Raw genomic sequence first — 26953 nt, forward strand, 5'->3', positions numbered from 1 at the left:
CAGCAGGTCTCGGCGGCGGTCGGCGATGCGGGCGTGGACACGCGCGACCCGCAGTCGGGCCTTGGCCCGGTTGGCGGAGCCCTTCTGCTTGCGGGCCAGTGCCCGCTGCGCACGGGCGAGGCGTTCCCGGTCCCGTCGTTCGTGTCTGGGGTTGGTGATCTTCTCCCCGGTGGAGAGGGTGAGCAGGGAGGTGATCCCGGCGTCGACGCCCACCGCGCGGTCGGTGGGTGGGGCGTGGTCGACGGTGGTCTCGACCAGGATCGACACGTGCCACCGGCCGGCCGGGTCGCGCGAGACGGTCACCGTGGACGGCTCGGCGCCCTCGGGCAGCGGCCGGGACCACACGATGTCCAGCGGTTCGGCCATCTTCGCCAGGGTCAGCCGCCCGTCACGCCAGCGGAACGCCGACCGGGTGTACTCGGCGGAAGCCCTGCCCCGCTTGCGGGACTTGAAACGCGGGTAGCGGGATCGCTTCTCCCAGAACGCGGCGGCCCGGTTGTAGACCACCCGCACACACCCGAACGTGCGCAACAACTCCACTTCCTGCGCCGGAGTCGGATGGAAGCGGTACCGGAACGCCCGCTTCACCACCGACACCATGCCTCACAGCCAACACCACAGGCAATGAACCGTCGCCACGGGTTCAGGGCACCGCTCTCCTCCCGGCGTGAACGCCGGGGTATCCGCCGACAGGAACCCAGATGACCACCTCACCGAACACCTCCCTCAACGCCTCCCGCCGCCGCGCCGACCTCGACCACCTGGTCTCCTCCGAAGTGGACCTGCTGGTCATCGGCGGCGGGGTGACCGGTGCCGGCGTAGCCCTGGACGCCGCGTCGCGCGGCCTGTCCGTCTGCCTGGTGGAAGCGCACGACCTGGCGTTCGGCACGTCGCGCTGGTCCAGCAAGCTCATCCACGGCGGCCTCCGCTACCTCGCCCAGGCCGAGATCGGCCTGGCGTACGAGAGCGCGGTGGAGCGCGGCATCCTGATGACCCGCACCGCGCCGCACCTGGTCCGCGCGCTGCCGCAACTGGCGCCCCTGCACGGCAGGTCGCACGACCTCGTCGTCGCGGCGGGCCTCCGCGCCGGGGACGTGCTGCGCCGCCTGGCCGGCACCCCGTCCCGGGTCCTCCCCGGCCCTCGGCACGTGTCCGCCGTCGAGTCCCTGGCCCTGGCACCCGGCCTGCGCCGCGACGACCTGCGCGGCGGCCTGCTGAGCTTCGACGGCCAGGTCGTCGACGACGTCCGCCTGGTGGTCGCGCTGGCCCGCACCGCCGCCGGGCTCGGCGCACGCGTCATCACCCGCGCCCGCGCCACGTCGCTGACCGGCGACGGCGCCGACGTCGTGGACGGCCTGACCGGCGCATCGCTGCGCATCAAGGCTCGCGCGGTGGTGAACGCGACGGGTGTCTGGGCGGGCGACCTGGTGGACGTGAAACTCCGCCCGTCACGCGGCTCGCACCTGGTGGTGGCGGCGTCCACCGCCGGCCTGGCCAACGCCGCCCTGACCGTGCGCGTGCCCGGCACGTTCAGCCGCTTCGTCCTGCTGCTCCCGCAACAGGACGGTCGGGTCTACCTCGGACTGACGGACGAACCGGTCGACGGCCCGATCCCGGACGTCCCGGCGGTCCCCCAGTCCGATGTGGACTTCCTCCTGTCGGTCGCCTCCACCGTCCTGGAGCGCCCGTTGACCCAGGCCGACGTCCTGGGCTCGTTCGCGGGTCTGCGCCCCCTGCTCGACACCGGCGACGGCCCCAGCGCCGACCTCTCCCGCCGCCACGCCGTGCTCACCCGGGACCGCGTCACCACCGTCGTCGGCGGCAAGCTCACCACCTACCGCCGGATGGCCGCCGACGCGGTGGACGCCACCGCCCTCACCACCGTCCGCTCCGACACCGCGAACCTCCCGCTGATCGGCGCGGGCCCGGCCACCGGCCCGGAGCACCTGGTGGCCCGCTACGGCACCGAGGCGCACCGGGTCGCCGAGATCGGCGAAGTCGCCTGGGCCGTCCGCCACGAAGGCGCCCTGGACGCCGACGACGTCCTGGACCGCCGCACCCGCATCGGCCTCGTCCCGGCCGACCGCGCCGAAGCCGAAGCCGCCGTCACCCGCCAGGTCACCGAAGAACTGGCCGCCCTCACCTGACGCACCGGCACATGCGAAAGGGGACCTCCGGGCCGGAGGTCCCCTTTCGCCGTTCAGGTCACTCGCCGATGATCGGCTTCGCCGCCTTCGGCGGCTCGTCGATCAGGGGCTCGCCCTCGAGCCGCACCTTGCGCTGGTGGTCCTTGCCCTCGCCACCCTGGCCGGGTGCGCCCATCATCGGCGCGCCGCCCATCATGCCCATGCCGCCCGCGCCACCGGGACGGCCACCGGCGCCACCGGGCGCACCGGGGCCCGCGCCGCCGGCGGGGTTGCCCGCCGTGCCGAGCACACCGGACGCGCCGCCGGCCTGGAGGGTCGAACCGGCACCGCCGCCACCGGAGGCGCCGCCACCCGCGAAGCCACCGCCACCGCCACCACCGGCGAAACCGCCACCGCCACCGCCACCGGGCATCGCGGGCATGTCACCCATCGGACGCACCGGCGGGACGGTCGGCATCGTCGGCACACCCGGAACGGTCGGCGCGCCGCCACCCGTCGCGTAGGTCGTCCCGCCCACAGGGGGCGGCGACGGGACGCGGCCACCGGTCGAACCGCCTTCCGGCACCCAGCGACCCGGCTCCCAGTGGCCACCGCCACCGCTGCCGCCGGAACCACCGGAACCGCCACCGACCGTCGGCGGACGGCTGACCACCGGCCCGCCCGGACCGCCGGGGTAGTAGCGGGGTTCGTCCGTGCCGGGACCGTAGCCCCCGCCGACCGTCGGCGGACGGCTCACCACGGGCCCACCCGTGCCACCGCCGCCGCCCGAGCCGGACGGGTTCGTCGAGCCACCCGGAGGCGCCGTGTAGCGCCGGTCGGCGTCGCGGTGCATGTCGGCCAACTGCTCCTCGGTCAGCCCCACACCGCCCCGCGTCAACCGCGGGTCGGACCCGCCACCGCCGGACCCGCCCTTGTTGGACGACGTCATCGCGGTGATCGCCTGGAGGATCTGCTTGGCGGTCTGGGCGATCTGCGCGACCGACTTGATCAGGTCGATCAGCTTCTTGAGCGAGTTGCCGAGCTTCTGCAGGAAGTCGGCGAGCTTCTTGGCGTAGTTGCACGCCATCTGCACGATGTCCGCGATCGCGGCGCCGATGGCCGCGCCGAACGTCAGGAACGACGCCGAGAGCCACTGGATGATCTTCATGACCATGTCCGACACGGCCTTGCTGATCAGGTCCATGATGGTCTTGCGCACGGTCGCCACGAGCTCGCCCGCGCCCTTGGCCGCGCGCGAGATCCCCTGCGACGCCTTCGCCAGCGTCTCCAGCCCGGAGGCGTGCTTCGCGCTCGCCGCGCGGTAGCCGTCGGCCGAACGGCCGCGCCAGGTCCGGGTCTCCTCCACCGACGTGCGCCGGTAGTCCGCGACGATGCCCTCGATCTGCTTGGCCGAGGACGCCCAGCTGTCGGACATCTTCTGGATCGCCTGCGGGTTGCCGAGCAGCGCGTCGAACGGCTCGCGCAGGAAGTCGACGTGCTGCATGGCCCAGCTGAACCCGGCGGACAGGAGGCCCGACAACGGGTTGCTCGCCATCCCGACGATGCCCATGGCGGTGTTCGCCATGCCCAGCCCGGCCTGGACCCAGTCGCCGCGCTCGACCGCCGCGACGGTGCCCTGCACGTCGCCGATCAGGTGCGACGGGTCGCGGCCCTGCCCGGAGGAGTTGCCGGTGGTGGCTTGAGCGTTCATCCCCGTGCCTTTCCGGTGAAGCCGAACGCGTTGTCGAGGTCGACGTTCTCGTAGAGGTCGGCGACCTCGCGGAGGCCCTGGCACATGTCGGCGACGGTCTCAGTGGCCTGGCCGAGGATGTCCTGGGACGACCCGGCGGCCTTGAGCAGGAACTCGGCCAGGAACGAGCCGAACACGCCGAACGCGTCGGTCGACAGCGACGGGTCGGCGGTGTTCGTGGCCGCGAGCATCCGCTGCGTCAGCTGGTCGACCGTGCCTGCGTGCGCCCGGACCTCTGCCGGGTTCACGTTGAACGAGTCGAACATGGTCATCTACCCCCTGCTCAGGCCATGACATCGGGTGGGTTGGTGAAGTAGTCGTCGTCGGGCCTGGTGTCTCGACGTTGGAGCTCGGGCTCCGGTTCCACCGCGTCCGCGTCGTCACCCGAATAGCCGTTCGGCATCTTGGACTTCACGAACTCCAGCGCCGGGCTCTCGCCGACGAACTCCGTCATGATCTCGACGACCTTGCCCGCCGCGGCGCGCTGCGCCTGCGCCACCGCGGTCAGGATCGCACCGGAGATCCGCTCCGGGTCCTCACCTCGCAGCTGTGGCCGCAGGATCAGGTCGGTCAACGCACCCGCGGCGTTGACGCTGACCGTGATCAGGCCGTCCGGCGACGTGGCGCTGCCGCCGACGCCGCCCAGCTGCGACTCGGCCTGCGCGGCGTTCCGCTTGGCCTGCTCGATCTTCTCTCCGTACTGCGCGAGCCACTGGTCCGGCTCCATGTTCACCCCTCACGGCAACGGGGCTTGCGGCCCTACTGCGCATCCGACCCGTCGACAGTCGTTTCGGTTCCCGGCGACGTATCGTTTCACCGAAACGTGATTTCCGTGACCCCGACCAGCGGTTACGGCCATCCGGCCTATTCTGTGAATTGTTTACTTGCCGTTCTGTTGGGTTTTCGCAACACTTCGTAGCATGAGTCCGGTGCGCCGGGGGGCCGGGCAGCCCATCCACAACAGGATCGGGGTGCTCCGGGTCGAGCGGGGTATGACGAGGGCGGCACTGGCCGAGGCGGTGGAGGTCAACCCGCAGACGATCGGCGCGTTGGAGCGGGGCGACCACTACCCCAGCCTCGACCTCGCGCTGCGGATCTGCGGCGTGTTCGACCTGCCCGTCGAGGCGGTGTTCAGCCGTGCGCCGTTCGAACCGCTGTCCACGCAGGTCTACCGCTAGGCCCGGATCGGCAGTCGCGAACGCCGGGAACCGCTGGTCGTGACAGGAGGAGAGCACCGTGACAGAGGGCCGCACCGTTTCGGGCGTGCTGGAGATCGACCGGGTCTCCAAGCGCTACGGGGAGGTCGTCGCGCTGGACGGGATGACCTTCGACGTGCGGGCGGGTGAGCTGTTCGGGTTCGTCGGCAGCAACGGCGCGGGCAAGACGACCACGATGCGCATCGCGCTGGGCGTGCTCGCCGCCGACTCGGGCGAGGTCCGCTGGAACGGCGCGCCGATCACGTTCGAGACCCGCCGCCGGATCGGCTACATGCCCGAGGAGCGCGGCCTCTACCCGAAGATGAAGGTGCACGACCAGCTCGTCTACCTGGCGGAGCTGCACGGCCTGTCCACCAACGCCGCGCACCGCTCGGCGGACGACTGGGTCGCCCGCCTCGGCCTGCGCGACCGCCGCCACGACGAGGTGCAGAAGCTCAGCCTGGGCAACCAGCAGCGCGTGCAGCTGGCCGCGGCCCTCGTGCACGAGCCGGAGGTGCTGGTGCTGGACGAGCCGTTCTCCGGCCTGGACCCGGTGGCCGTCGACGTGATGAGCCAGGTGCTGCGCGAGAAGGCCGCGAGCGGCGTGCCCGTGGTGTTCTCCAGCCACCAGCTGGACCTGGTGGAGCGGTTGTGCGACCGGGTCGGCATCGTGCGCAGCGGCACGCTCGTCGCGTGCGGCTCGGTGGACGAGCTGCGCGCGGGCGGTCGGACGCAGCTGGTGGTCGACGCGCCCCAGGCGCACCCGGGCTGGGCCGACCGCCTGCCCGGTGTGCGGTCCGCGCACACGTCCGCCGGCCGCACGGTCGTCGACCTGGCACCGGGAGCCGACGACCAGGTGGTGTTGCGCGCCGCCCTGGAAACGGGGCCGGTGCACGAGTTCTCCCGGCAGCGGCCGTCGCTGACCGAGTTGTTCCGCAGCGTGGTGACCGAGGAGTCCGCGGCATGAGCAGCCTCACCCCCGGCCGGGCCGTGTTCCTGGTGGCGCGCCGGGAGTTCCTGGGCAAGGTGCGCACGAAGTCGTTCCTCTGGGGCACCCTGGTGATCGTCGCCGTGATGGCGGGGTACGTGCTGTTGCAGGCCGTGCTGTTCGACGACGCGGGTCGCGACCGGGTCGCGCTGAGCGGCCAGGCCACCGTGCTGGCGGAGCCGTTGAAGCAGACCGCCCGGTCGTTCGGCCGGGAGGTGGACACGGTCGACGCGACCGATCCGGCGGCGGCCGAGGAGCAGGTGCGGTCCGGCGAGCTGGACGCCCTGGTCACCGGTGCGCCGGACGCGTTGCGCGTGGTGGTGAAGGAGTCGCTGGGCGACGACCTGCGCAACTCCATCGACCTGATCGTCAAGCAGCAGGTGCTGAACGCGCAGCTGGCCGAGGCAGGCCTCGACCCCGCCGCGGTGGCGCGGAACGTCGAGCGCTCGGGCGTGGACGTGGTGGCGCTGGAGCCGGAGGACGACCGGAAGGGCCAGCGGCTCGCGATCGGCCTGGTGATCGCGGCGCTGCTGTACTACTCGCTGCTGGTCTACGGGACGATGGTCGCGCAGGGCGTGGTGGAGGAGAAGTCCAGCCGCGTCGTGGAGATCCTGCTGGCCACGTTGCGGCCGTGGCAGCTGCTGCTGGGCAAGGTCTTCGGGCTGGGCGCGGTGGGGCTGCTGCAACTCGTGCTGATCGGCGGCATCGGCCTGGGGCTGTCGTCGGTGTCCGGGGTGATCGACGTCGCGGGCGTCGCCGGCGGGGCGCTGGCCACCGGTCTGCTGTGGTACCTGCTCGGGTTCTTCCTGTACGCCACCATCTTCGCGGCGGCGGCGTCGCTGGTGTCGCGGCAGGAGGAGCTGCAGTCGGTGCTGACGCCGATCAGCATGTCGATCGTGGTGGCGTTCGTGGTCGGCATCAACCTGATGATCAGCGACCCGACGGGGACCACGGTGACGGTGCTGTCGCTGCTGCCGCCGTTCGCGCCGATCCTGATGCCGGGCCGGATGGCGATGGGCGCCGCGCCGACGTGGCAGGTGCTGCTGGCGATCGTGCTGGCCCTCGCCGCCGTCGCCGCGATCACGTGGCTGGCCGGCAAGGTGTACTCGAACGCCGTCCTCCGCACCGGCGCCCGCGTCCGCCTGCGCGACGTGCTCCGCTGACGGGTTCCCGACGCCGACAGGCTGGACGCCGACGCGTGCGCTAGTCCTTCACGGCGGCGTAGCGCGCGAGTGCTTCCTGGCGCTCGTGCGCGTGGTCGACTATCGGGTCGCGCGGCTGGTGCACGGCCTTGCCGGGGATGCCGCGCAGCTCGGGGACGTACTTGCGCACGTAGTCGCCGTTCGGGTCGAACTTCTCGCCCTGGGTCACTGGGTTGAAGACGCGGAAGAACGGCGCGGCGTCCGTTCCGGTGCCGGCGGCCCACTGCCAGCCGTGCTGGTTGGACGCGAGGTCGCCGTCGACCAAATGGCGCATGAAGTACCGCGCGCCCCACCACCACGGCAGGTGCAGGTCTTTGACCAGGAAGCTCGCCACGACCATCCGGACGCGGTTGTGCATCCAGCCCTCGCGCAGGAGCTGGCGCATCCCCGCGTCGACGAACGGGTAGCCGGTCCTGCCCTCGCACCACGCCTCGAAGCGCTCGCGGTCGGCGTCCAGCCGCATCCGGTCGAACGCGCGGTTGTAGTTGCGGCGCGCGGACTCCGGCTGGTGCCACAGGACGTCGGCGTAGAAGTCGCGCCACGCGAGTTCGGTGCGGAACGCCGCCGCGCCCGCGCCCCGGCCCAGGTCGGCGAGCAGCGTCCGGGGGTGCACCACGCCCCACTTCAGGAACGCGGAGAACCTGCTGGTGCCGTCGAGGTCCGGCCGGTCCCGGCGGGTGGCGTAGTCGGGCAGCTTCTCGTCCCGGAACACGTCCCACAGGGCGCGGACGTCGGGAAGTCCTTCCCCCTCGGGCAGATCACGGCCGAGGTCCGACCGCAGCCAGTCCACAGTGGACGCGTCGGTGTCGGCGGGCGGGCGCCAACCGTGGTCCAGCCAGGCTTTGGCGAACGGCGTGAACACCCGGTACGGCGTCCCGTCCGACTTGGTGACCCGGCCCGGCGTCACGGCGTACGGAGACCCGACCCGGACCAGCTCGACCCGCTCCTCCACCGCCGCGTCACGCGCCCGGCCGTACGGACCGGCGTCCGCGGAGACGTGCACGGACGACGCCCCGACCTCCGCGGCCACCCGCGGCACGACCTCCGCCGGGTCTCCCCCGACCACCACGAGCCGCCCGTCGAGCTCGGCGTCCAACGACCGCAGGCACCGGTGCAGGAACTCGACCCGGGGTGCGCCGGAGGCCTTCAGCAGCAAGGGGTCCAGCACGAACAGCGCCAGCGCGCGTGACGCCCGCTCGGCGGCGGCCCGGATCGCCGGGTGGTCGCGGGTCCGCAGGTCACGCCGGAACCACACGACGGTCGAGGAGTCCACGGACCGACCCTAGGAGCGCCCACGACACCCCGCACGGCAAGACCCGCTCGACAATAGTCGATTTCGACTGAACGATTTCGACTGGTAGCTTTCGACCATGCCACGACGCGCCCTCGACAACCCCTTGGTCCTGGCGGTGCTGGGTCTCCTGCTGGAACACCCCCGGCACCCGTACCAGATGCTCTCCGAGCTGCGGGCGCGTGACGCGAACCGCGCCGCCGCGATCAACCGGGGCACGCTGTACGACGTCGTCGAGGCCCTGGTCGCCGCCGGGTGGGTCGCGCCGCGGGCCACGGAACGCACCGGCAACCGCCCGGAGCGGACCGTCTACGCGCTCACCGACGCCGGGCGCGACGAGCTGGTGCGCCGCCTGGACAGCCAGATCCGCACACCTCGGCGCGAGTTCACGCAGTTCGTCGGCGCGGTCGCCTACCTCGGCGCACTGGGACCGGCCGGGGCCGCGGAAGCGCTGACCGAACGCGCGCAACGGCTCTCCGACCGCATCGCGGCCGACGAGACCCGGCTGGCCGAGGTGCTGGCGGGCGGCGTGCCACGGCTGCACGTCATCGAGGCCGAGTACGCGCTGGGCCAGGCCCGCGCCGAACTCGCCTGGATCGGCTCGGTCGCGGACGAGATCCGCGCAGGCTCCCTGCCCTTCCCCACGCGAGAGGACTGATCCGATGATCTTCGGCATCTACCCCGGCGGCGCGTCCGGTGACGACAACGGCGGCGTGACCACCGGCCCGCCCGACTCGCCCGACCGGATCTCCGACCTGCTGGACGAGTTGCAGGGCGCCGGCGGCCCGTTCCTGGTGCGCGCGTACACCGCGTTCAAGGACACCGGCAGCACCCCGACCACCCCTGCCGACGCCGCGCGGCACGCGGTGCGCGGTCGGCGGCTGGACCTGGTGGCGCAGTACCAGTCGGCGTCCGGCGACGTGGCCGGCTACTGCGACTTCGTGCGCTCGCTGGTCGAGCGGTACGGCGCGGTCACCTCGACGCTGCAGGTGACCGAGGAGCCGAACGTGACCGACAACCCGGTGCTGGACGGCTTCTACCCGGGCGTCCGGGACGCGATCACGGCCGGGGTCGTCGCGGCCAAGGCCCACGCCCGCGCCCTGGGCCACGACGTGGCGGTCGGCTTCAACACCACGCCGCTGTTCGGCCCGGCGACGTCGTTCCCCGCCGACCTGACCGCCCGCGACCCGGCCTTCGCGGACGCGCTCGACTACGTGGGCCTCGACTTCTTCCCGGACGTGTTCCGCCCGGTCGAGGGGGACTTGGCGGAAGGCGTGGCGGGACTCCTTGCGCACCACCGCGAAGCCGTCATGGCGCCGGCCGGCCTCGGGCACCTGCCGCTGCACATCACCGAGCACGGCTGGCCCACCGGCCCGGACCGGTCGCCGCGACGTCAGGCGGAAGTGGTGGAGGCGGTGGTCCGCGTCATCGCCGAGAACGCCGAGCGCCTGAACATCACCGGCTACACGCACTTCGCGCTGCGCGACGCGGACAGCGCGAACCCCGGCCCGTTCCACAACTTCGGCCTCACCACCGACGACTACACGCCGAAGCCCGCGTTCGAGACCTACCGCGCGTTGATCGCCGAGCTGGGCGGCTGACCCCTCCCCCACCGAACGGCGAAGGCCCGCACCGGAGGGGTGCGGGCCTTCGCGGAGGTGCGTCGAACGGGTGGATCGGCGTGGAACGGGTCAGCGCTGGTCGAGCGGCACGAAGTTGCGCTCCGGAGCGCCGACGTAGACCTGCCGCGGGCGGCCGATCTTGGTGGCCGGGTCCTGGATCATCTCGCGCCAGTGCGCGATCCAGCCGGGCAGCCGGCCCAGCGCGAACAGCACGGTGAAGAACTTCGTCGGGAAGCCCATCGCCCGGTAGATCAGACCGGTGTAGAAGTCGACGTTCGGGTACAGCTTCCGCTCGACGAAGTAGTCGTCGGCGAGCGCCGTCTCCTCCAGCTTCTTCGCGATGTCCAGCAGCTCGTCCGAGGCGCCGAGCTTGCCCAGGATCTCGTCCGCCGTCGTCTTGATGATCGCGGCACGCGGGTCGTAGTTCTTGTAGACCCGGTGGCCGAAGCCCATCAGGCGGACGCCGTCCTCCTTGTTCTTCACCTTGTTCACGAACGCGGCGACGTCACCGCCGTCGGCCCGGATCTTCTCCAGCATCTCCAGCACCGCGGAGTTCGCGCCGCCGTGCAGCGGGCCGAACAGCGCGTTGATGCCGGCGGAGATGGACGCGAACAGGTTCGCCTCGGACGACCCGACCAGCCGCACGGTCGACGTGGAGCAGTTCTGCTCGTGGTCGGCGTGCAGCACGAACAGCAGGTCGAGCGCCTTGACCAGGTCGGGGTCGACGTCGTACGGCTCGGCCGGGAAGCCGAACGTCATGCGCAGGAAGTTGTCCACCAGACCCAGGGAGTTGTCCGGGTACAGGAACGGCTGGCCCACCGACTTCTTGTAGGCGTAGGCCGCGATGGTGGGCACCTTGGCCAGCAGGCGGATCGTGGAGATCTCCACCTGGTTGGCGTCGAACGGGCTCAGGCTGTCCTGGTAGAACGTCGACAGCGCGGAGACCGCCGAGGACAGCACGGGCATGGGGTGGGCGTCGCGCGGGAAGCCGTCGAAGAACCGTTTCAGATCCTCGTGCAGCAGCGTGTGCCGGTTGATCTTGGAGGAGAACTCCTCCAGCTGGGCCTGGGTCGGCAGCTCGCCGTAGATCAGCAGGTAGCTGACCTCGATGAAGTTCGACTTCTGGGCGAGCTGCTCGATCGGGTAGCCGCGGTAGCGCAGGATGCCCGCGTCACCGTCGATGTAGGTGATCTCGGAGGAGCAGGAAGCGGTGTTGACGAACCCGCTGTCCAGGGTGACCAAGCCGGTGGTGGCCAGCAGCTTGCCGAGATCGATACCGGGCGCACCTTCGGTGGCCGGTACTACCTTCATCTCGTGCTCTCCGCCCGGATGGCGCAGCGCGACGGTGGTGTCGTTCGGCGCAGTCGTCGCGTCGGGCATGCAGAGTCCCTCTCACGCTAGAACGGGGCGGCCGGTGCGGGTCTCGCACGCCTGCGCGCGCGGGCGTAAGACCGCCTCACGTCGCAGCACCACCCCGTTGGGGTCCTGTCGGTTCTCCCACGCTAGTCAGCGGACGACCCTCCACACAGCCGCGGTGTGAACCGATTCTGCGAGATGGGACCGGCATCACATCCGGATGCATGGGTGGCTAGCGTGCGTCCGACCACCGTAGCCCTTTCGGGCTGTTCCTCCACCTCACACGGGGTGAGAGCTAGGTCATCTCCAGCTCGCGTTTGAAGGGGGGCTCCGCGCCCGCCCGGGAGCACGTGATGGCCGCCGCGGCGCCCGCGTAGGCCAGCGCTTCACGCCACTTCCCCGCGTCCAGACCCCGCACGGCCTCGACGGAGAGCGCGTCGTGGTCGTGCAGCCAGGCCAGCAGGGCGCCCTGCACGGTGTCGCCCGCGCCGATGGTGTCGACCACGTCGACCGGCGTCGGTGGGACGCGAATCACGTCGCCGGCGGCGGTCAGCACGCCCAGCCCGTCGCCGCCGCGGGTGAGCACCACAGCCGCCGGACCGGCGCCCTGCCAGTCCCGCACGACTTCCAGCACCTCGTCCTCGGGGGCGTCGTCGGGCAGCTCGGCCAGCCACCGGGCGTCGTCCACGGACACCTTCAGCAGGCCGACGTGCGGCAGCCACGAGTCGTACCGGTCCCGGTAGGCCATCGGGTCGTGGATGAGGCCCGCACGGATGTTCGGGTCGAGCACGGTCAGCGCGCCGCGCTCGGCCTCGCGCCACAGCACCCGCTCGTACGTGCTCGCGCCCGGCTCCAGCACCATCGACAGCGTTCCGAACGAGACGGCCTTCGTGCCGGCGGGCAGCGGGCCCGGGTCGGTGACCTGGCGGTCCGCCGTGCCCTCGACGTAGAACGAGTACCGCGCCGACCCGTCGTCCGTCAGCCCGACCACGGCGAGCGTCGTCGGCTGGTCGCCGCGTTGCACCAGGTCGGTGCCGACGCCGGACGCGTGCAGCCGCTCGATCAGCCGGTCGCCGAACAGGTCCGACGACACCCGGGACAGGAAGCCCACCGGCGCTTCCAGCCGTCCGGCGGCCACGGCCACGTTGTAGGGACCGCCACCGAGCCGGGGCGCCAAGTGCCCCTCGGGCGTGGGCACCAGGTCGACCAGCGCCTCACCTGCAACCACGATCACGACTGGCTCCGTTCTCTCCGCAACCCGTCCAGCAGCAGTTCGCCCAGCGCGGTGAACGCCTCGGCGTCCGACACACCCGCGCGCCGGGGCAGCACACCGGTCTGGATGCTCTCGATGAGCAGACCGGCCATCTCGGCGATCAGGGTCGCATGCACGTCCCGGAAGACGCCGTCGCGGACCCCTTCCTGGATGAACTCGCGGATCCGCTCGGCCGCCGCCCGCGCGTTGCGCTCGTAGGTGCGGCGCGTGGGCGTGAACGCGGACACATCGGTGATGAACTGCGCGGACGCCCGCCGCAGCTCCTCCGCCGCGCCAGCGAGGTACGTGCCGACCCGGACCCGCACGTCGTCCACACCGGCGATCCGGTGCTCGATCCGCTCGGCCGCGCCCTTGAAGTACCGGCCGACGACCCGCACCGCGAGCTGCTCCTTGCTGGGCGCGAGCACGTACAGCGTGGACTTCGAGCAGTGCAGGCGGGCGGCCAGGTCGTCCAGCGTGAAGTGGGCGAACCCCTCGGCGAGCACCAAGGCCTCAAGCCGGCCGAGCAGCTCCACCTGCCGTGGCGTCAGCGGCCGGCGCGCGATCGAGGTCATAGTCCTCAACTCTGTCACAGCGCCTGGCGACAGTACTCTGGTACGTCCTACAGTACTGGTGACAGTACTTCGAAGAAGCGGCCACAAGCCGCACCGGAGGTCGACGATGCCCGCCGAGCGCCTGCTGCCCACCACCGAGGCCGAGGACCTGCTCGCCCTCGTCCGCGAGATCGCCCGCGACGAGCTGGCGCCGCACGCCGCCCACGCCGAGGAGCACGAGGTCTTCCCGCGCGAGAAGTTCCGGCTGCTGGGCAAGGTGGGGCTGCTCGGCCTGCCGTACCCGGAGCGGTTCGGGGGCTCGGAGCAGCCGTACGAGGTGTACCTCCAGGCGTTGGAGGAGGTCGCGTCGGCGTGGATGTCGGTCGCCGTCGGGCTGTCGGTGCACGTCATGTCCAGCTACGCGCTGGCGACGTTCGGCACGGAGGAGCAGCGGACCCGTTGGCTGCCGGAGGTGGTGGCGGGCGACCAGCTCGGCGGGTACGCGCTGTCCGAGTCGCACGCCGGTTCGGACGCCGCCGCGCTGTCCACCCGTGCCACCCGCGAGGGCGACCACTACACCGTCAACGGCACCAAGGCGTGGATCACGCACGCGGGTGTGGCGGACTTCTACACGTTGATGGCCCGCACGTCCGACGACGGTGGCAAGGGCATCAGCTGCTTCCTCGCGCCCGGCCGCGTCGACGGTCTGACGGCGGCGAAGCCGGAGCGCAAGATGGGCCTCACCGGCTCGGTCACCGCGCAACTGCAGTTCGACGGCGTGCGCGTGGACGCCGACCGCCTGATCGGCGCGGAAGGCGACGGCCTGAAGATCGCACTGTCCGCTTTGGACTCCGGCCGCCTCGGCATCGCCGCGTGCGGCGTCGGGTTGGCGCAGGCGGCGCTGGACGAGGCCGTCGCGTACGCCAAGCAGCGCACCCAGTTCGGCCGCCCGATCATCGACTTCCAGGGCCTGGAGTTCCTGCTGGCCGACATGGCCGCCGCGGTCGACTCCGCCCGTGCCACCTACCTCGACGCCGCCCGCCGCCGCGACCGCGGCCTGCCGTTCGGCCGCCAGGCCGCGGTCGCCAAGCTGGTCTGCACCGACACGGCGATGAAGGTGACCACCGACGCCGTCCAGGTGCTCGGCGGCGCCGGCTACACGCGTGACTTCCCGGTGGAGCGCTACATGCGGGAGGCCAAGGTGCTCCAGATCTTCGAGGGCACGAACCAGATCCAGCGAGTCGTCATCGCCCGCCACCTCCGCCACTAACCCGTGAGTCCTACGTTCAGAACGCGCGAGTCCTACGTTCGGAATGCGTGAGTCCTACGTTCCGGACCCCCGAGTTCAACGCTCACGACGAACGGTCGGTGCGTGAGCGTTGAACTCGGGGGTTCCGAACGTAGGACTCACGAGGCCTGAACGTAGGACTCACGGGTTGGGTTCGGTGTAGAAGGGGTTGGTGACGACTTCCTCGCCGTGCTCGTAGCGGTAGACCTCGCGGCCCTCCACGAACACCTTCAACGCCCGGCTCATCACGTCCAGCGGGTCGCCCGACCAGATCACGACGTCGCCGTCGAGGCCCGGCCGCAGCGAACCGACGCGGTCGTCAAGGCCCATGATGGCGGCCGGGTTCACGGTGATCGACTCCAGACCCACGCGCGGGTCGAGGCCTTCCTTCACCGCCAGCGTCACCTGGTGCACGAGGAAGTGGATCGGCACGACCGGGTGGTCCGTGGTGATCGCGATCCGCACGCCCGCGCGCGACAGGATGCCGGGGTTGCGCAACGACCGCTGCCGCACCTCGACCTTGGACCGCGACGTGAACAGCGGCCCGATGATCACCGGGATGTCCCGCTCCGCCAACAGGTCCGCGATCAGATGACCTTCGGTGCCGTGGTTGACGATGAGCCGGTACCCGAACTCCTCCGCCAGCCGCAACGCCGTCGCGATGTCGTCCGCGCGGTGGCAGTGCTGGCACCACGGCAGCTCACCCGACAGCACCTTCGCCAGCACCTCGGACGTGGCGTTCCGCTCGAACGGCCCGTCCGCCGCGTCCCGCTTCGCCACGTAGTCCTGCGCCTTGACGAACGCGTCCCGGATCACCGCGGCCACGCCCTGACGGGTGGACGGCAGCTTCTTCTGCTCCCCGTACACCCGCTTCGGGTTCTCGCCGAGCGCGCTCTTCACGCTGACCGGGTTGCGCACCAGCATCTCGTCCGCCGTGCGACCCCAGCACTTCACGGCCACGGTCTGGCCGCCGATCACGTTGCCCGACCCCGGCTTGACCACCGCGGTCGTGACGCCGCCGGCCAGGGCGTCGGCGAAACCCTGGTCGGCGGCGTTGATCGCGTCCAACGCGCGCAGCCGGGCGCCGTTGGGGTCGGTCATCTCGTTGGTGTCCTGCCCGGCCCAGCCCTCGCCCTCCTCGTGCACGCCGAGGTGGCCGTGCGCCTCCACGAAGCCGGGCAGCACCCAGCCACCCGCCGCGTCCACGACCGGGACGCCGTCCGGCACCTCGACGTCGACGCCGACCGCGACGATCTTCCCGTCCTGGATCAGGACCGTGCCGCCCTCGATCGGCTCACCGGCCACCGGGACGACGTACCCACCCGTGATTGCGACGTTCATAGTTAGCGACGCTAACGGTCTACGACAGCGGGCGCAAACCCCAGCGGCCGGCCCACGAATCACCCGGCTCCAGCCACAGCAGGTCGACACCGCTGTTCAACGCGTCCGGCGGGCACGTCATCGGCTCGATCGCCACCGCACGCCCCCGACCGGGGAAGTTGTCCGGCGTGTAGACCTGCACCCACTTGAAGTCCGGGTCCGCCCACAGCTCGACGCCACCGCCCGGACCCTTCAGCACGTGCCGCACGAGCCCGTCCACCGGCACGCACCCGCCGAACGCGGTGTCCAGCTTCACGCCCTCCAGCAGCCGGGCCACGCGGAAGTCGTAGTCGCCCGACACCGGCTCGGCCGGGCCGTTCGGGATCATCGTGTCGGCGTCGACCGGCAGGACCGTCGTCGCGGCCAGGGACAGGGACGTCTCGTCGGTGGACGAAGCGCCCGCCCGCGGGTACGGGTGGGTGCCGACACCGAACGGCGTGCGCCCGTCACCGACGTTCGTGACGCCGTGCGAGACGCTGAGGCCGTTGTCGTCCAGCGCGTAGGTGACGGTCGTGCGCAGCGACACGGGCCAGCCGAACCCGGCGACCGACGCCTCCATCGACAGCAGGCCGCCGGTGTGCTCCACCACGTCCCACACCACGCGGCGCACGAGGCCGTGGATGGCGTTGCCCCGGGCGGGCTCGGTGACTTCGAGCTGCTGCTCGACACCGTCGAGCGTCCACCTGCCGCCCGCCGTCCGGTTGGGCCACGGCACGAGCACCGCGCCGCTGCCCATGGGCGGTTCGTCGTCGTACGTCTCCACGTACGGCACGCCGCCGACCTCGTAGGACTTCAGGACCGCACCCTCGGGTGCGATGACGGCGCGTGCCGCGCCGTGGGCGATCTCCAGCATGGAACAAGAGCGTATCCCCTTGACGTTCCCAGTAGACCGGTCTCTATAGTAAAACCATGCCGAAACGCACCGACACGCGGCAGCGCATGCTCCGGACCGCCGCCGAGCTCTTCCGGTCGCAGGGCTACCACGCGACCGGCCTGAACCAGGTCCTCACGGAGGGCGCCGCGCCCAAGGGATCGCTCTACTTCCACTTCCCGGGCGGCAAAGAGCAGCTGGCGGTCGAGGCGGTCGCGTTGGCGGGCAACGACCTCCGCGACGCGCTGGCCGCCGTGCTCGCCGCCGAACCCGATCCGGTGAAAGCCCTTTCCCAAGCCTTGGAACTGCTGGGCGCGGACCTGCTGGCTTCGGACTTCCGCAGGGGGTGCCCCATCGCCACGGTGGCGCTCGACGCAGCGGCGGACAGCGAGCCGATCCGCTCGGCGTGCGAGCAGGCCTACTCGTCCTGGCACACGGTCATCGCGGCGCACGTCGGCGACCAAGACCTCGCCACGGTCGTGCTGGCGGCCATCGAGGGTGCCCTGCTGCTCGCCCGCACCCGCCGTTCACTCACTCCACTGCACACCGTCGGCGCCCACCTGGGCGTCCTCCTGGGAAGGCCCGGCTCATGAAGGTGCACCACCTCAACTGCGGCACCATGCGCCCGTTCGGCGGCAAGCTGGTCACCGGCGAGGGCTCGTACTTCCGCGCCGCCGAACTCGTCTGCCACGTCCTGCTGCTGGAGACCGACGACGGCCTGGTGCTCGTCGACACGGGCCTCGGCGTGGACGACGTCCGCACGCCCGCCGAGACGCTGGCCAAGCACTGGCGGCTCCTGTGCCGTCCGGCGCTGGACGAGTCGGAAACCGCGCTGCGGCAGGTGGAAGCGCTCGGCTTCGCCGCGTCGGACGTGCGGGACGTCGTGCTGACCCACCTGGACCTCGACCACGGCGGCGGCCTGCGCGACTTCCCACAGGCGCGGGTGCACCTGTCGGCGGAGGAGCTGGCGGTGGCGACGCGACCGGGCAAGTCCGGCAACGACCGCGTCCGGTACCCCGACAACCAGTGGCGGCACGGGCCACGGTGGGTGGCGCACGAGACGACGGGCGAGTCGTGGTTCGGCTTCTCCGGCGTGCGCGAGGTGCGGCCGGACGTGCTGCTCGTGCCGTTGTTCGGCCACACGCACGGGCACACGGGCGTGGCGGTGCGGGACGGTGACCGCTGGCTGCTGCACGCGGGCGACTCGTACTTCTTCCACGGTGAGCTGGCGGCGTCCAGGCACTGCCCGCCGGGGTTGACGTTCATGCAGGACCGGATGGAGGTCGCGCGCGAGTTGCGCCTGGCCAACCAGGAACGGCTGCGGGAACTGGTGCGCGACCACGGCGACGAGGTGGACGTCTTCAGCGCGCACGACGCCGCGGAACTGCGCCGGCACCGGAACTCGACGGCGCCCCGGCACTGATCGGGGGCCCGTCGGCGCGACACTAGGCTGATCGCCCATGACGACGGTCTCGCTCGACGGCATCGACGACATCGACTGGGCTTCCCTCGATCACGCGTACGGCCCGGCGGGGGACGTGCCGCAGACGTTGCGCGAGGCGGTCGGCGCGGACGACGAACTGGCCGGCGAGGCGATCGAGCACCTGTTCGGCAGCATCTACCACCAGGGCACGCTGTACGCGGCGACGCCGTGGGCCGTCCCGTTCGTCGCCCGGCTCGCCGCCGAGCCGGGCACTCCCCGACGCGCCCACCTGGTGAACCTGCTCGCCGCGATCGCCGATTCCGACGACGCCGAGCCGGACGTGCTGGCGGACGTGCGGACGGCGTTGGCCGGTGAGACCACGCGGCTGCTGCCGCTGCTGGACGACCCGGACGTCGACGTCCGGCACCTCGCGACCCACCTGCTCGGCAACCTCCCGCCGTCTTCCGCCGCCGAGGTCGTGCCGGCACTGCGCGCACGACGCAAACGAGAGAGGTCGCCCCGCGTGCTGGCGGGCCTGCTCGCCGCGGCCGGTCGCCTCGCCCCGTCCGACAGCGCCGAGTGGCTGGCCGCCGAACTGGCGCCGGGCCGGCCGGCCGCCGCACGGGCCGGCGCGTTGTGGGCGATCGCCGACGCGGGGCACCCGTGGTCCGACGCCGCCACCGAGGCGGTGCGGCAGCTCTGGCTCGACGGCACCCCGTTGAAGAACTGGGTCTGGTCGGACGACCCGTTCGGCGACATCGTCTCGCGCGTCGACGGCGCGTCCTTCGCCGAGCTCTGCCGGACGATGTTCGACCAAGGCACGGCCGACGCCGCGCGCAACGCGATCGACGCGGTGTACGAGCGGTGCGTGCGGTCCCGTTCGGCCCGCGAGGGGTCGGCGCCGCTGCTGGCCGCCGGGATCGACCACCCCGACGTCGCGGTCCGCGTCGCCGCCGCCACCGCCGTGCGCGACGTGGCCGCCGCCGCTCCCCTGGCCGCCGACTCCCTCGCGTCCTTCGTCGCCGGCCCGTTCCCGGAGGACGCGAACTCCGGGGAGGCACGGCTGTTCCGGATCGGCCTGGAAGTCCTGCTCGCGCTGGGCGATCCGCGCTGGCGCGAGCCGTTCATCACCGCGCTGACGGCGGGCCGGCTGACCTTCGGCGTCCTGGGACTGCTGATCGACACCGACGTGGCCTGCGATCCCGTCCTGCTGACGGCGGTGCGGCAACGGCTGGCGGCGCTGCCGTCCAAGCGGTCGGCGAGCTCCGGCCCCCTGGTCGACTCGATCCAGTGGCACAACGAGGTCAACACCCTGACGAGGGTGCTGCACCACTGGGGTCCGGACGCGTCGGACGCCGTCCCCGAACTCGTCGCGCTCGTCCCGCTCGACCGGTGGTGGGCGGTCCGGGCGCTCGCGTCGTTCGGCCCGGCGGCGTCGGCGGCGGTGCCCGTGCTGACGGAGGTCCGCGACGACCCGGCGGCGTCGTGGCCGCACCGCTTGGACTGCGCCCAGGCCTTGGCGGCCATCACGGGGGACGTCGCCCAGTTGACCGCCTGCATCACCGACGCCGCCGCCGGCGGCCAAGCCGTGCCCGCGGCGCGAATGGCGTTGCACCACAACGTTCCGCTGGACGGCCTCGTTCCCGCGCTGCGCGACATCGCGACCACCGCCACCGGTGACGAGCCGGCCGCCATCCGGGTCCGGGTCGAGGCGGCCCGGCTGGTGCTGCGGGCCGGCGACACGTCCGCACCCCTCGCCGCCGCCGCGGACGCGCTGGACAGCGGTAGGTACACGGCGGACGCGGCCGAACTCGCGGGCCTGGTGGGACCGGCCGCCGCGGACCTCGTGCCCCGGTTGCGGAAGCTGCTGGACAGCCCCCACACCTCCCACGAGGCCGCGCTGGCAATTCGCCGCGTGACCGGCGAAGCCGAACCGCTGTTGGAAGCCGTGCGCCGGCGGTTGCCCACCTTCGGAGCCGGGCCGTGGCTCGAGGAGTCGCTGCGGGAACTGGCCGCCGACGCCGCACCGCTGCTGCCCGCGTTGCACGAACTGGCCCACGGCGACGCCGCCATCCCCGGCCTGGGCATCGACGGCCGGGAGGTCCACCGGGACGAGGAGCAGCGCCGCCGGCTCGTTGCCGTGCTGGCCGAACTCCAGGCCTGAACCACAGCGGTGGTGGGGCCGTCGCGCGGACGGACCCCACCACCGTTTCAGCGGGTCACTTGGACAGCTTGGCCGCGTCGAACTCGACCTTGCCGTGCACGAGCCGGTTGATGAGCCACAGCACCACGCCGGCGGCGAGCAGGTAGAGCGCGATCTCGTAGTCGGCGGCCGGGCGGCCCGACAGCGGGCTGGCCAGGTACGCGCAGGTGATCGCGCCCAGCACCGGCACCCACGTCGGCGCCTGGAAGTGCTTGTGGTCCGCTTTCTCCTTGCGCAGCACCAGCACCGCGATGTTGACGATGGTGAAGACGATCAGCAGCAGGAGCGCCGTCGTGCCGCCCAGCTTCGCGATGTCCGTGGTCGAGACGAGGATGATCGCGACGCCCGACGTGAAGACGATCGAGATCCACGGCGTGCGGCGGAACGGGTGCACGGTCCCGAAGACCTTCGGGATGATGCGCTCGTTCGACATGCCGTAGATCAGCCGGCTGGCCATCAGCATGTTGATCAGCGCCGAGTTGATGACCGCGAACAGGCCGATCAGCGAGAAGATCCACAGCGGGAAGCCCGGAGCGCCGACCGTGACGACCTTCAGCAGCGCCGACGACCCGGCCTTGGACAGCTCGTCGGCCGGGATGAGCAGCGACGACGTGATGGCGACGAGCACGTAGATGATCGCCGCGATCACCATGCCCCACAGCATCGCGCGCGGGAAGATGCGGACCGGGTCACGGCACTCCTCGGCCATGTTCACCGAGTCCTCGAAGCCCACCATGGCGAAGAACGCCAGCGCGGTGGCGGACGTGATCGCCACCAGCGCGTGCTGGTTGGGCGCCGGGTCGATCTGCGTCAGCCGGCTCGGGTCGCCGTCACCGGACAGCACCGCGTAGATGCCGATCGCGATGATGATGACGAGGCCGGACAGCTCGATGCAGGTCAGGACGACGTTCGCCTTGACCGACTCCGAGACGCCCCGGAAGTTGATCAGGGCGAGGCCGATGATGAACAGGATCGCCACCAGGGTCGCGGACACCGTGAACGTGTCCGAGAAGAACTCCTTGATGACGGACTGGAGGTAGGTGCGCCCGAACGCGAGCGCGGCGGAGGACGCCGAGGTGATGCCCGAGCTCATCACCGCGAACGCCACCATGAAGGTGAGGAACTGGATCTTGAACGCGCGGTTGGTGTAGAGGGCGGCGCCGGCCGCCCTCGGGTACTTGCCGACGAGTTCGAGGTAGCTGAACGCGGTCAGGAAGGCCACCGCGAACGCGACCAGGAAGGGCAGCCAGAGCGCGCCGCCGATCTTGCCCGCGACGTTGCCCGTGAGGGCGTAGATACCGGTGCCGAGGATGTCACCGATCACGAAGAACAGCAGCAACTTGGGGCCGATGGCCCGTTTGAGTTCCGGTTGCGCCGGTGCGCTCGTAGCGTCCGCCATGCCGCCTGAGTGTGCCGGATCACAGGGGGTCCGGATAGTCGAATTGCCGCACTTTGGGCAAGTCTTGATGTTGGGGGGACGGTCAGCCGCGGCCGGTGGCCCGAAGATCGGCTTCGGCCTGTTCGACGGCCTCGCCCAACGCGTCCTGGAACGCCGCGATCTGCGCCGCTTCGAGGCGGACCCCGTCGGACCCGGCGGGCAGGAACAGGTCGATGCCGCCGTCCTGCACTTCGAGGCTGAGCACGTCCTCGCGGTCCGAGTAGCACCGCAGCAACCACTCCCGCTTCGGCCGCTGCACCCTGATCACCGATTCCATGTCGCCAGGCTTGCAGCGCTACCTATCTCTCGGCAATGACACTTTGGAGTGAGCATCATTGCCGCTCTATTCGCGATAGCCCTACGTTGATCCACATGGCACGCCGCGCCGGGACGTCGGTCCGCTCTCGCCGACTCGCGTACATCCTGAAGAAGCTCCGCAGCGCCACCGGCGTCAGCACGGACGCCGTGGGCGAGGCGCTGGGCATGTCCGGGAGCAAGATCAGCCGCATCGAGACGTCCGGGATGGGCATCTACCTGGACGACCTGGAGAAGCTGCTCGACTTCTACCAGGTCGGCCGGCAGCAACGAGTGGAACTGCTGGACCTCGCCCGCCACGCCGAGCAGCGCGGCCTGCTGCGGATGACCAACCAGAAGTTGCACGAGGACTGGCAGACGTGGGCCGACTTCGAAGACGAAGCCGGTTCCCTGCTGCACTATCAGCCGCTGGTCATCCCCGGCCTCTTGCAGACTCCGGAGTACGCCCGGACCCTGATCCGAGCCACCGGGCACACCCTGTCCGACCACCAGGTCGACGCCTTGGTCGCGAGCCGGATGGCCCGCCAAGGCCTGCTCAGCCGCAGCACGCCACTCAAGTTGGACGCGATCATCGAGCAAAGCGTCCTGGAACGCCCGTTCGGCGGCCCCGGCGCTCACACCCGCCAGATCCGCCACCTCATCGACGCCTCGGAGCACCCCAACATCACCGTGCGGGTGATTCCCACTGACGCCGCACTGCACGGTGGTCTCAGCGGGCCGTTCGTGATCCTGGAGTACGACGACGATCCGAGCCTGGTCCTGGTGGAGAACAAGGTCGCCAGCCTGTTCATCGACGAGGACGAGCAGATCGCGGTGTTCGAGGCGACCTGGAAGGCGCTGTGCGGTCTCGCGCACAGCGCCGGGGAAACTGCCGCTTTTCTGAAGGGGCTCGCGTGAAACCATGGGGTCATGACCCTGTGGCGCAAGAGTTCTCGCAGTGCCGACACCGCCAACTGCGTCGAGGTCTCGTGGCGGAAGAGTTCGCGGAGCAACAGCACCGCCAACTGCGTCGAGGTGGCGTTGGCCGGGACGCGGGTGGCGGCGCGGGACTCGAAGAACCCCGCGCCGACCATCGCCGTTCCCGCTAGTTCCTGGTCGCGGTTCGTTCGTCGGCTTCGGGCTTGAAGCGGTAACGCCTGATCGCCGGGATGGCCAGCACGGCCAGACCCGTGGCCACGACCACCAGCGCACCGCCCAGAGCGGTGGCGGTGCCGGGGCCGATCAGGGCGCCGGTCGTGCCGTGGAGGAGGTCCGCCAGGCGTGGGCCGCCGGCCACCACGACGATGAACACGCCCTGCATCCGGCCGCGCATCTCGTCCGGCGCGGCCGTCTGGAGGATCGCGCTGCGGAACACCATGCTGATCATGTCCGCCGCGCCGCCGATGGCCATGAACACCACGGCCAACCACAGGGCGTGGGACAGGCCGAACCCGATCATCGCCACGCCCCACGCCACGATCGCGTAGACGACGCCCATGCCGTGCCGGTGCACGCGCGACGTCCAGCCCGACGTCAGGCCGAACAGCATCGCGCCCAACGGCATCGCCGCGTACAGGAGGCCGAGTGCCAGGCCGCCGCCCGGCGGGTCGCCGAACGTCGCCTCCGCCATCTCCGGGAACAGCGCCCGCGGCATCCCGAACACCATCGCGATGATGTCCAGCAGGAAGCTCGCCAGCACGATCTTCTGCAACGCCAGGTACTTGAACCCGTCGACGACGTCCCGCACCCCGGCACGCCTGGTCGTGCCGTTCAACGGCGGCAGCGGCGGGAGCTTCCAGACGGCCCAGATGGTGAGGGTCAGCGCGATGGCGTCGACCAGGTACAGCGTCGACAGGCCGACGACCGGCATCAGGACGCCGGCCAGCATGGGGCCGAACACCCCGCCGAACATCATCACGGTCGCGCCGAGCGCCACGGCGGCCGGGATCTGGTCCGCGGGCACGAGGCGGGCGATGGACGCGGTGCGGGCGGGCGCGTTCGCGGCGAAGAAGACCTGTTGCAGGCCGAGCAGGGCGATCACCAGCCACACCGAGTCGGCGTGCAGCGCCGCCTGGAGCCACAGCAGCACCGACGTGACCGCGACACCGCTGTTGGTGACGACCAGCAGCTTGCGGCGGTCGACCACGTCCGCGATCGCACCGCCGTACAGGCCGAAGACCAGCAACGGCACCAGCGCCACACCCGCCGACACGCCGACCCAGGCCGACGACCCGGTCAGGTCGTACACCTGCTTGGGCACGGCCACGGCGGTCATCTGGCTGCCGATGGCGGTCACCACGGTGGACATCCAGAGCCGCCGGAACGCCACGACCTTCAGCGGACGCGTGTCCATGGCGATCTTCCCCAGCACTTTCCGCACGGTCGTTAGCGTACGGCAACTAACAAGTTGCCTCGTGGGCCGACCGACGGAAAACGGCCCCCGCCGCGTGACGGGGGCCGTTCGACGAGAAGGACTAGGGCGCGATGCGCTGGATCTCCCAGCCGTCCCGCCCGAGGCGGAAGCGGAGGCGGTCGTGCATCCGGTCGCGCCGGCCCTGCCAGAACTCGACCTCCTCGGGCCGGATGCGCCAGCCACCCCAGTGCGGCGGCACGGGTACCCGCTCCGAGTCGGCGAACTGCCGCTCGATCTTGTGCAGCGCGCTGTCCAAAGTAGATCGTCCACCGACCACCCTGGACTGCGGCGACGCCCAGGCGCCGATCTGCGAGCCACGCGGCCGGCTCTCCCAGTACCGCGCGGTCTCGGCGGGGCCGACCTTCTCGACCGTGCCGCGCACGTGGGCCTGCCGCTGCATCGCGAACCACGGGAACGTGGCCGACGCGTACCGGGTGGCCATCAGGTCGTGGCTCTTCGCCGACGTGTAGTTGGTGAAGAACACCACGCCGCGCTCGTCCAGCACCTTCAACAGCACGGTGCGGGAGGACGGGCGGCCCTCGGGGTCGGCGGTCGCGAGGACCATCGCGTTCGGCTCGGGCAGACCCGCGCCCGACGCCTGGTCCAACCACAGCTGGAGCTGTTCGTGCCACGTGGCAGCCAGGTCGCTCTCTGTGAGCGAACCGTGTTCGTAGGACACCCGCATAGACGGCAACGCGATGTTCGTCGTCTCCGACATCCCGACCTCCCGGAGCGTACTTCGGCCTGGCCAAGGCACTTGTGGCGCCTAGCGATCCCGCGACCGTACGGGTTTCCCGTCCGCCGCGAAACCGCCCGCACGGTGATGACCGCCACCCGATCCGTGACTATCGGTGTGACCTGTCGCTCGGAATCGAGCACGAGATCGAGTCAGATGGGCGGGCCGAACCCGGATGGCGGGCGAGCGCGGCGTCGAGGGCGCGTTCGACGGTCACCGCGTCGTCGGCCAAGGCGGTCGTCAGGCTGCCTCCGCGCGCCAGCGGCACGAGCGACCACCAGTCCCCCGAGACCGCTTCCGGGAGGTCGTCGCCCCAGCACAGGAGCTCGGTGCCGAGCACCCGCCGCCCCGCCAGGCCGGCCGGGCTTTCGTCCACTTCGGGCGTTCCGATGCGGGTTGTCTGCTTCAGCACCGGGCCGTTCCGGCGGACGTCCACGGTGGTGTCGAGCGACCCCGACCGCTCGTTCACCCGTCCGAGGACGAGGATCTCGCGGGTGCGCAGTCGGGCGTCTTCGGCCATCCGGGCGCGGAACACCGCTTCGTGGCACGCGCGGGCGGTGACGACGGTCGGCTCCGGCAGGTAGGCCAGCGACGCGCCTTCGTCCAGGTCGACGTGGACGAGCGTCCGGCTGCGGCCGGGGTGCCGGCCGGGCAGCGCGAGCGTCGCGGCCACCCCGCGCAGTTCCAGTGCCGCCCCCGGCCCGACGCGGACGCGCAGTTCCAGGTCGTCACCGCCGAGCGGAGCGGTGACCGCGCTCACCAGGTGGACCAGGACCGGCCCCGGGCGGCGTGACCGGGCCGGCACGAGGCGCAGCGGGGCCATCGACCGCAGATCGCGCACGACCGTTCGCCCGTTCGGGTCACGTTCCACCGCGAGGTGGGCTCGTGCCCTCACCGGAGCTGGGCGCGGACCCAGTCGGCCACCGCGGGCGCGTCCGGTGTGTCCACAAGGGACTGGCTGATCACCGGCAGGTCGCCGCGCATCCGGTGGGCGTCGGCCGTCATGACGCCGAGGTCGGCGCCGACGTGCGGCGCGAGGTCGGTCTTGTTGATCACCAGCAGGTCGGCGGTGGTCACGCCGGGGCCGCCCTTGCGCGGCACCTTGTCGCCGCCCGCCACGTCCACCACGAACACCTGCCGGTCCACCAGGCCGCGGCTGAACACGGCGGTCAGGTTGTCGCCGCCGCTCTCGATGATCACCAGCTCCAGCCCGGGGAACCGGTGCTCCAGCAGCTCCACCGCGTCCAGGTTGGCGGTGATGTCGTCGCGGATCGCGGTGTGCGGGCACGCGCCGGTCCGCACGGCCTCGATCCGGTCGGTGGCGAGCACGCCCGCGGCGCGCAGGAAGTCGGCGTCCTCGGTGGTGTAGATGTCGTTGGTGACGACGGCGAGGTCGACGCTCCCGCCGAGCGCGCGGCACAGGGCGGCGGTCAACGCGGTCTTGCCGCTGCCGACCGGGCCGCCGATGCCGAGGCGTACCGCGCGGTGCTCGTGGTCGTGCGCGCGGTGCTCTTGCGCGTGGTGGGGGTCGCGGCCGGGGTCGGCCGGGTCGAAGTTCACCGGGTGCACG

The 26953-nt window shown here is 71.4% G+C and carries 28 protein-coding genes; 12 read left to right on the top strand and 16 right to left on the bottom strand.

What is annotated here, in order from left to right; genetic code table 11:
* On the bottom strand, nucleotides 1–600 hold a 600-nt coding region (locus tag OQ02_RS36830), incomplete at its 3' end, for an RNA-guided endonuclease InsQ/TnpB family protein (protein ID WP_033443316.1).
* A gap of 101 nt (nucleotides 601–701) precedes the next feature.
* Here OQ02_RS36830 and OQ02_RS36835 point away from each other — a divergent pair.
* Nucleotides 702–2147, top strand: a complete 1446-nt coding sequence (locus tag OQ02_RS36835; RefSeq protein WP_033443317.1) for a glycerol-3-phosphate dehydrogenase/oxidase — start codon at nucleotides 702–704, stop codon at nucleotides 2145–2147.
* Between the two features lie 58 nt (nucleotides 2148–2205).
* On the opposite strand, the gene OQ02_RS46860 is transcribed toward OQ02_RS36835, so the two are convergent.
* From OQ02_RS46860 to OQ02_RS36850, 3 genes are read right to left on the bottom strand one after another with little or no spacing between them, the layout of a single operon-like run.
* Complete coding sequence (locus tag OQ02_RS46860) at nucleotides 2206–3837, bottom strand: WXG100 family type VII secretion target (RefSeq protein WP_033443318.1); 1632 nt, start codon at nucleotides 3835–3837, stop codon at nucleotides 2206–2208.
* A complete protein-coding gene (locus tag OQ02_RS36845) occupies nucleotides 3834–4148 on the bottom strand; it encodes a type VII secretion target (RefSeq protein WP_033443319.1) in 315 nt (104 codons plus the stop codon). Before OQ02_RS36845 ends, OQ02_RS46860 begins: the two co-directional genes overlap by 4 nt.
* Before the next feature lie 11 nt (nucleotides 4149–4159).
* Entirely contained in the window at nucleotides 4160–4603 is a 444-nt protein-coding gene (locus OQ02_RS36850; protein WP_033443357.1) for a YbaB/EbfC family nucleoid-associated protein, read from the bottom strand.
* A 193-nt stretch (nucleotides 4604–4796) separates the two neighbouring features.
* On the opposite strand from OQ02_RS36850, the gene OQ02_RS36855 reads away from it, so the two are divergent.
* From OQ02_RS36855 to OQ02_RS36865, 3 genes are all read left to right on the top strand, one after another.
* On the top strand, nucleotides 4797–5054 hold the full coding sequence (locus OQ02_RS36855; RefSeq protein WP_033443320.1) for a helix-turn-helix transcriptional regulator: 258 nt from the start codon (nucleotides 4797–4799) through the stop codon (nucleotides 5052–5054).
* Nucleotides 5055–5196: 142 nt separating this feature from the next.
* Nucleotides 5197–6039: an ABC transporter ATP-binding protein gene (locus OQ02_RS36860; RefSeq protein ID WP_081916210.1), complete on the top strand. Its 843-nt coding sequence runs from the start codon at nucleotides 5197–5199 to the stop codon at nucleotides 6037–6039.
* Nucleotides 6036–7223: an ABC transporter permease gene (locus tag OQ02_RS36865; RefSeq protein WP_033443322.1), complete on the top strand. Its 1188-nt coding sequence runs from the start codon at nucleotides 6036–6038 to the stop codon at nucleotides 7221–7223. Before OQ02_RS36860 ends, OQ02_RS36865 begins: the two co-directional genes overlap by 4 nt.
* A 40-nt stretch (nucleotides 7224–7263) precedes the next feature.
* On the opposite strand, the gene OQ02_RS36870 is transcribed toward OQ02_RS36865, so the two are convergent.
* Complete coding sequence (locus OQ02_RS36870) at nucleotides 7264–8535, bottom strand: cryptochrome/photolyase family protein (RefSeq protein ID WP_033443323.1); 1272 nt, start codon at nucleotides 8533–8535, stop codon at nucleotides 7264–7266.
* Between the two features lie 97 nt (nucleotides 8536–8632).
* Between OQ02_RS36870 and OQ02_RS36875 the strand changes: the two genes are divergently transcribed.
* Together OQ02_RS36875 and OQ02_RS36880 are read left to right on the top strand one after the other, a co-directional pair.
* The gene (locus tag OQ02_RS36875; protein WP_033443324.1) at nucleotides 8633–9211 is read left to right on the top strand and encodes a PadR family transcriptional regulator; all 579 of its coding nucleotides are present in this window, start codon (nucleotides 8633–8635) and stop codon (nucleotides 9209–9211) included.
* A 4-nt stretch (nucleotides 9212–9215) separates the two neighbouring features.
* Nucleotides 9216–10154 carry a hypothetical protein gene (locus tag OQ02_RS36880; RefSeq protein ID WP_033443325.1) on the top strand — a complete coding sequence of 313 codons (939 nt, stop codon included), beginning with the start codon at nucleotides 9216–9218 and terminating at the stop codon, nucleotides 10152–10154.
* Nucleotides 10155–10244: 90 nt separating this feature from the next.
* Here the strand turns inward: OQ02_RS36880 and OQ02_RS36885 are convergent, their stop codons facing one another.
* The 3 genes from OQ02_RS36885 to OQ02_RS36895 form a co-directional block, all read right to left on the bottom strand.
* Nucleotides 10245–11555, bottom strand: a complete 1311-nt coding sequence (locus OQ02_RS36885) for a citrate synthase (RefSeq protein WP_033443326.1) — start codon at nucleotides 11553–11555, stop codon at nucleotides 10245–10247.
* Nucleotides 11556–11826: 271 nt separating this feature from the next.
* Entirely contained in the window at nucleotides 11827–12765 is a 939-nt protein-coding gene (locus OQ02_RS36890; protein ID WP_033443327.1) for a carbohydrate kinase family protein, read from the bottom strand.
* Entirely contained in the window at nucleotides 12762–13358 is a 597-nt protein-coding gene (locus OQ02_RS36895) for a TetR/AcrR family transcriptional regulator (RefSeq protein ID WP_033443328.1), read from the bottom strand. The genes OQ02_RS36890 and OQ02_RS36895 overlap by 4 nt, the downstream gene beginning before the upstream one ends.
* A 106-nt stretch (nucleotides 13359–13464) precedes the next feature.
* Between OQ02_RS36895 and OQ02_RS36900 the strand changes: the two genes are divergently transcribed.
* Complete coding sequence (locus tag OQ02_RS36900) at nucleotides 13465–14607, top strand: acyl-CoA dehydrogenase family protein (protein ID WP_033443329.1); 1143 nt, start codon at nucleotides 13465–13467, stop codon at nucleotides 14605–14607.
* Between the two features lie 159 nt (nucleotides 14608–14766).
* On the opposite strand, the gene OQ02_RS36905 is transcribed toward OQ02_RS36900, so the two are convergent.
* Together OQ02_RS36905 and OQ02_RS36910 are read right to left on the bottom strand one after the other, a co-directional pair.
* On the bottom strand, nucleotides 14767–15966 hold the full coding sequence (locus tag OQ02_RS36905; RefSeq protein WP_033443330.1) for an amidohydrolase: 1200 nt from the start codon (nucleotides 15964–15966) through the stop codon (nucleotides 14767–14769).
* Between the two features lie 19 nt (nucleotides 15967–15985).
* Complete coding sequence (locus OQ02_RS36910; protein ID WP_033443331.1) at nucleotides 15986–16858, bottom strand: aldose 1-epimerase family protein; 873 nt, start codon at nucleotides 16856–16858, stop codon at nucleotides 15986–15988.
* 56 nt (nucleotides 16859–16914) lie between these two features.
* On the opposite strand from OQ02_RS36910, the gene OQ02_RS36915 reads away from it, so the two are divergent.
* From OQ02_RS36915 to OQ02_RS36925, 3 genes are read left to right on the top strand one after another with little or no spacing between them, the layout of a single operon-like run.
* The gene (locus tag OQ02_RS36915) at nucleotides 16915–17469 is read left to right on the top strand and encodes a TetR/AcrR family transcriptional regulator (RefSeq protein ID WP_033443332.1); all 555 of its coding nucleotides are present in this window, start codon (nucleotides 16915–16917) and stop codon (nucleotides 17467–17469) included.
* Complete coding sequence (locus OQ02_RS36920; protein WP_033443333.1) at nucleotides 17466–18299, top strand: MBL fold metallo-hydrolase; 834 nt, start codon at nucleotides 17466–17468, stop codon at nucleotides 18297–18299. Before OQ02_RS36915 ends, OQ02_RS36920 begins: the two co-directional genes overlap by 4 nt.
* Before the next feature lie 37 nt (nucleotides 18300–18336).
* Complete coding sequence (locus tag OQ02_RS36925) at nucleotides 18337–20463, top strand: hypothetical protein (protein ID WP_033443334.1); 2127 nt, start codon at nucleotides 18337–18339, stop codon at nucleotides 20461–20463.
* 55 nt (nucleotides 20464–20518) lie between these two features.
* Here OQ02_RS36925 and OQ02_RS36930 read toward each other — a convergent pair whose 3' ends face one another.
* Both OQ02_RS36930 and OQ02_RS36935 read right to left on the bottom strand, forming a co-directional pair.
* Complete coding sequence (locus OQ02_RS36930) at nucleotides 20519–21901, bottom strand: APC family permease (RefSeq protein WP_033443335.1); 1383 nt, start codon at nucleotides 21899–21901, stop codon at nucleotides 20519–20521.
* An 82-nt stretch (nucleotides 21902–21983) separates the two neighbouring features.
* Nucleotides 21984–22217 (bottom strand): hypothetical protein, encoded by a 234-nt coding sequence (locus OQ02_RS36935; RefSeq protein ID WP_033443336.1) that lies wholly within the window; start codon nucleotides 22215–22217, stop codon nucleotides 21984–21986.
* 95 nt (nucleotides 22218–22312) lie between these two features.
* Between OQ02_RS36935 and OQ02_RS36940 the strand changes: the two genes are divergently transcribed.
* Together OQ02_RS36940 and OQ02_RS43165 are read left to right on the top strand one after the other, a co-directional pair.
* Nucleotides 22313–23152 carry a helix-turn-helix domain-containing protein gene (locus OQ02_RS36940; protein ID WP_051773266.1) on the top strand — a complete coding sequence of 280 codons (840 nt, stop codon included), beginning with the start codon at nucleotides 22313–22315 and terminating at the stop codon, nucleotides 23150–23152.
* 12 nt (nucleotides 23153–23164) lie between these two features.
* Nucleotides 23165–23380, top strand: a complete 216-nt coding sequence (locus tag OQ02_RS43165; protein WP_081916205.1) for a DUF397 domain-containing protein — start codon at nucleotides 23165–23167, stop codon at nucleotides 23378–23380.
* Here OQ02_RS43165 and OQ02_RS36945 read toward each other — a convergent pair.
* From OQ02_RS36945 to ureG, 4 genes are all read right to left on the bottom strand, one after another.
* Nucleotides 23340–24614 (bottom strand): MFS transporter, encoded by a 1275-nt coding sequence (locus OQ02_RS36945; protein WP_033443338.1) that lies wholly within the window; start codon nucleotides 24612–24614, stop codon nucleotides 23340–23342. The two genes, OQ02_RS43165 and OQ02_RS36945, sit on opposite strands and share 41 nt — an antisense overlap.
* A 94-nt stretch (nucleotides 24615–24708) precedes the next feature.
* The gene (pdxH, locus tag OQ02_RS36950; protein ID WP_033443339.1) at nucleotides 24709–25365 is read right to left on the bottom strand and encodes a pyridoxamine 5'-phosphate oxidase; all 657 of its coding nucleotides are present in this window, start codon (nucleotides 25363–25365) and stop codon (nucleotides 24709–24711) included.
* A gap of 127 nt (nucleotides 25366–25492) precedes the next feature.
* Entirely contained in the window at nucleotides 25493–26224 is a 732-nt protein-coding gene (locus OQ02_RS36955; protein ID WP_442973733.1) for an urease accessory protein UreD, read from the bottom strand.
* 50 nt (nucleotides 26225–26274) lie between these two features.
* On the bottom strand, nucleotides 26275–26952 hold the full coding sequence (ureG, locus tag OQ02_RS36960; RefSeq protein ID WP_033443340.1) for an urease accessory protein UreG: 678 nt from the start codon (nucleotides 26950–26952) through the stop codon (nucleotides 26275–26277).
* Nucleotide 26953 lies beyond the last annotated feature (1 nt).

Source organism: Saccharothrix sp. NRRL B-16314 (assembly GCF_000716595.1).
Lineage (GTDB): Bacteria > Actinomycetota > Actinomycetes > Mycobacteriales > Pseudonocardiaceae > Actinosynnema.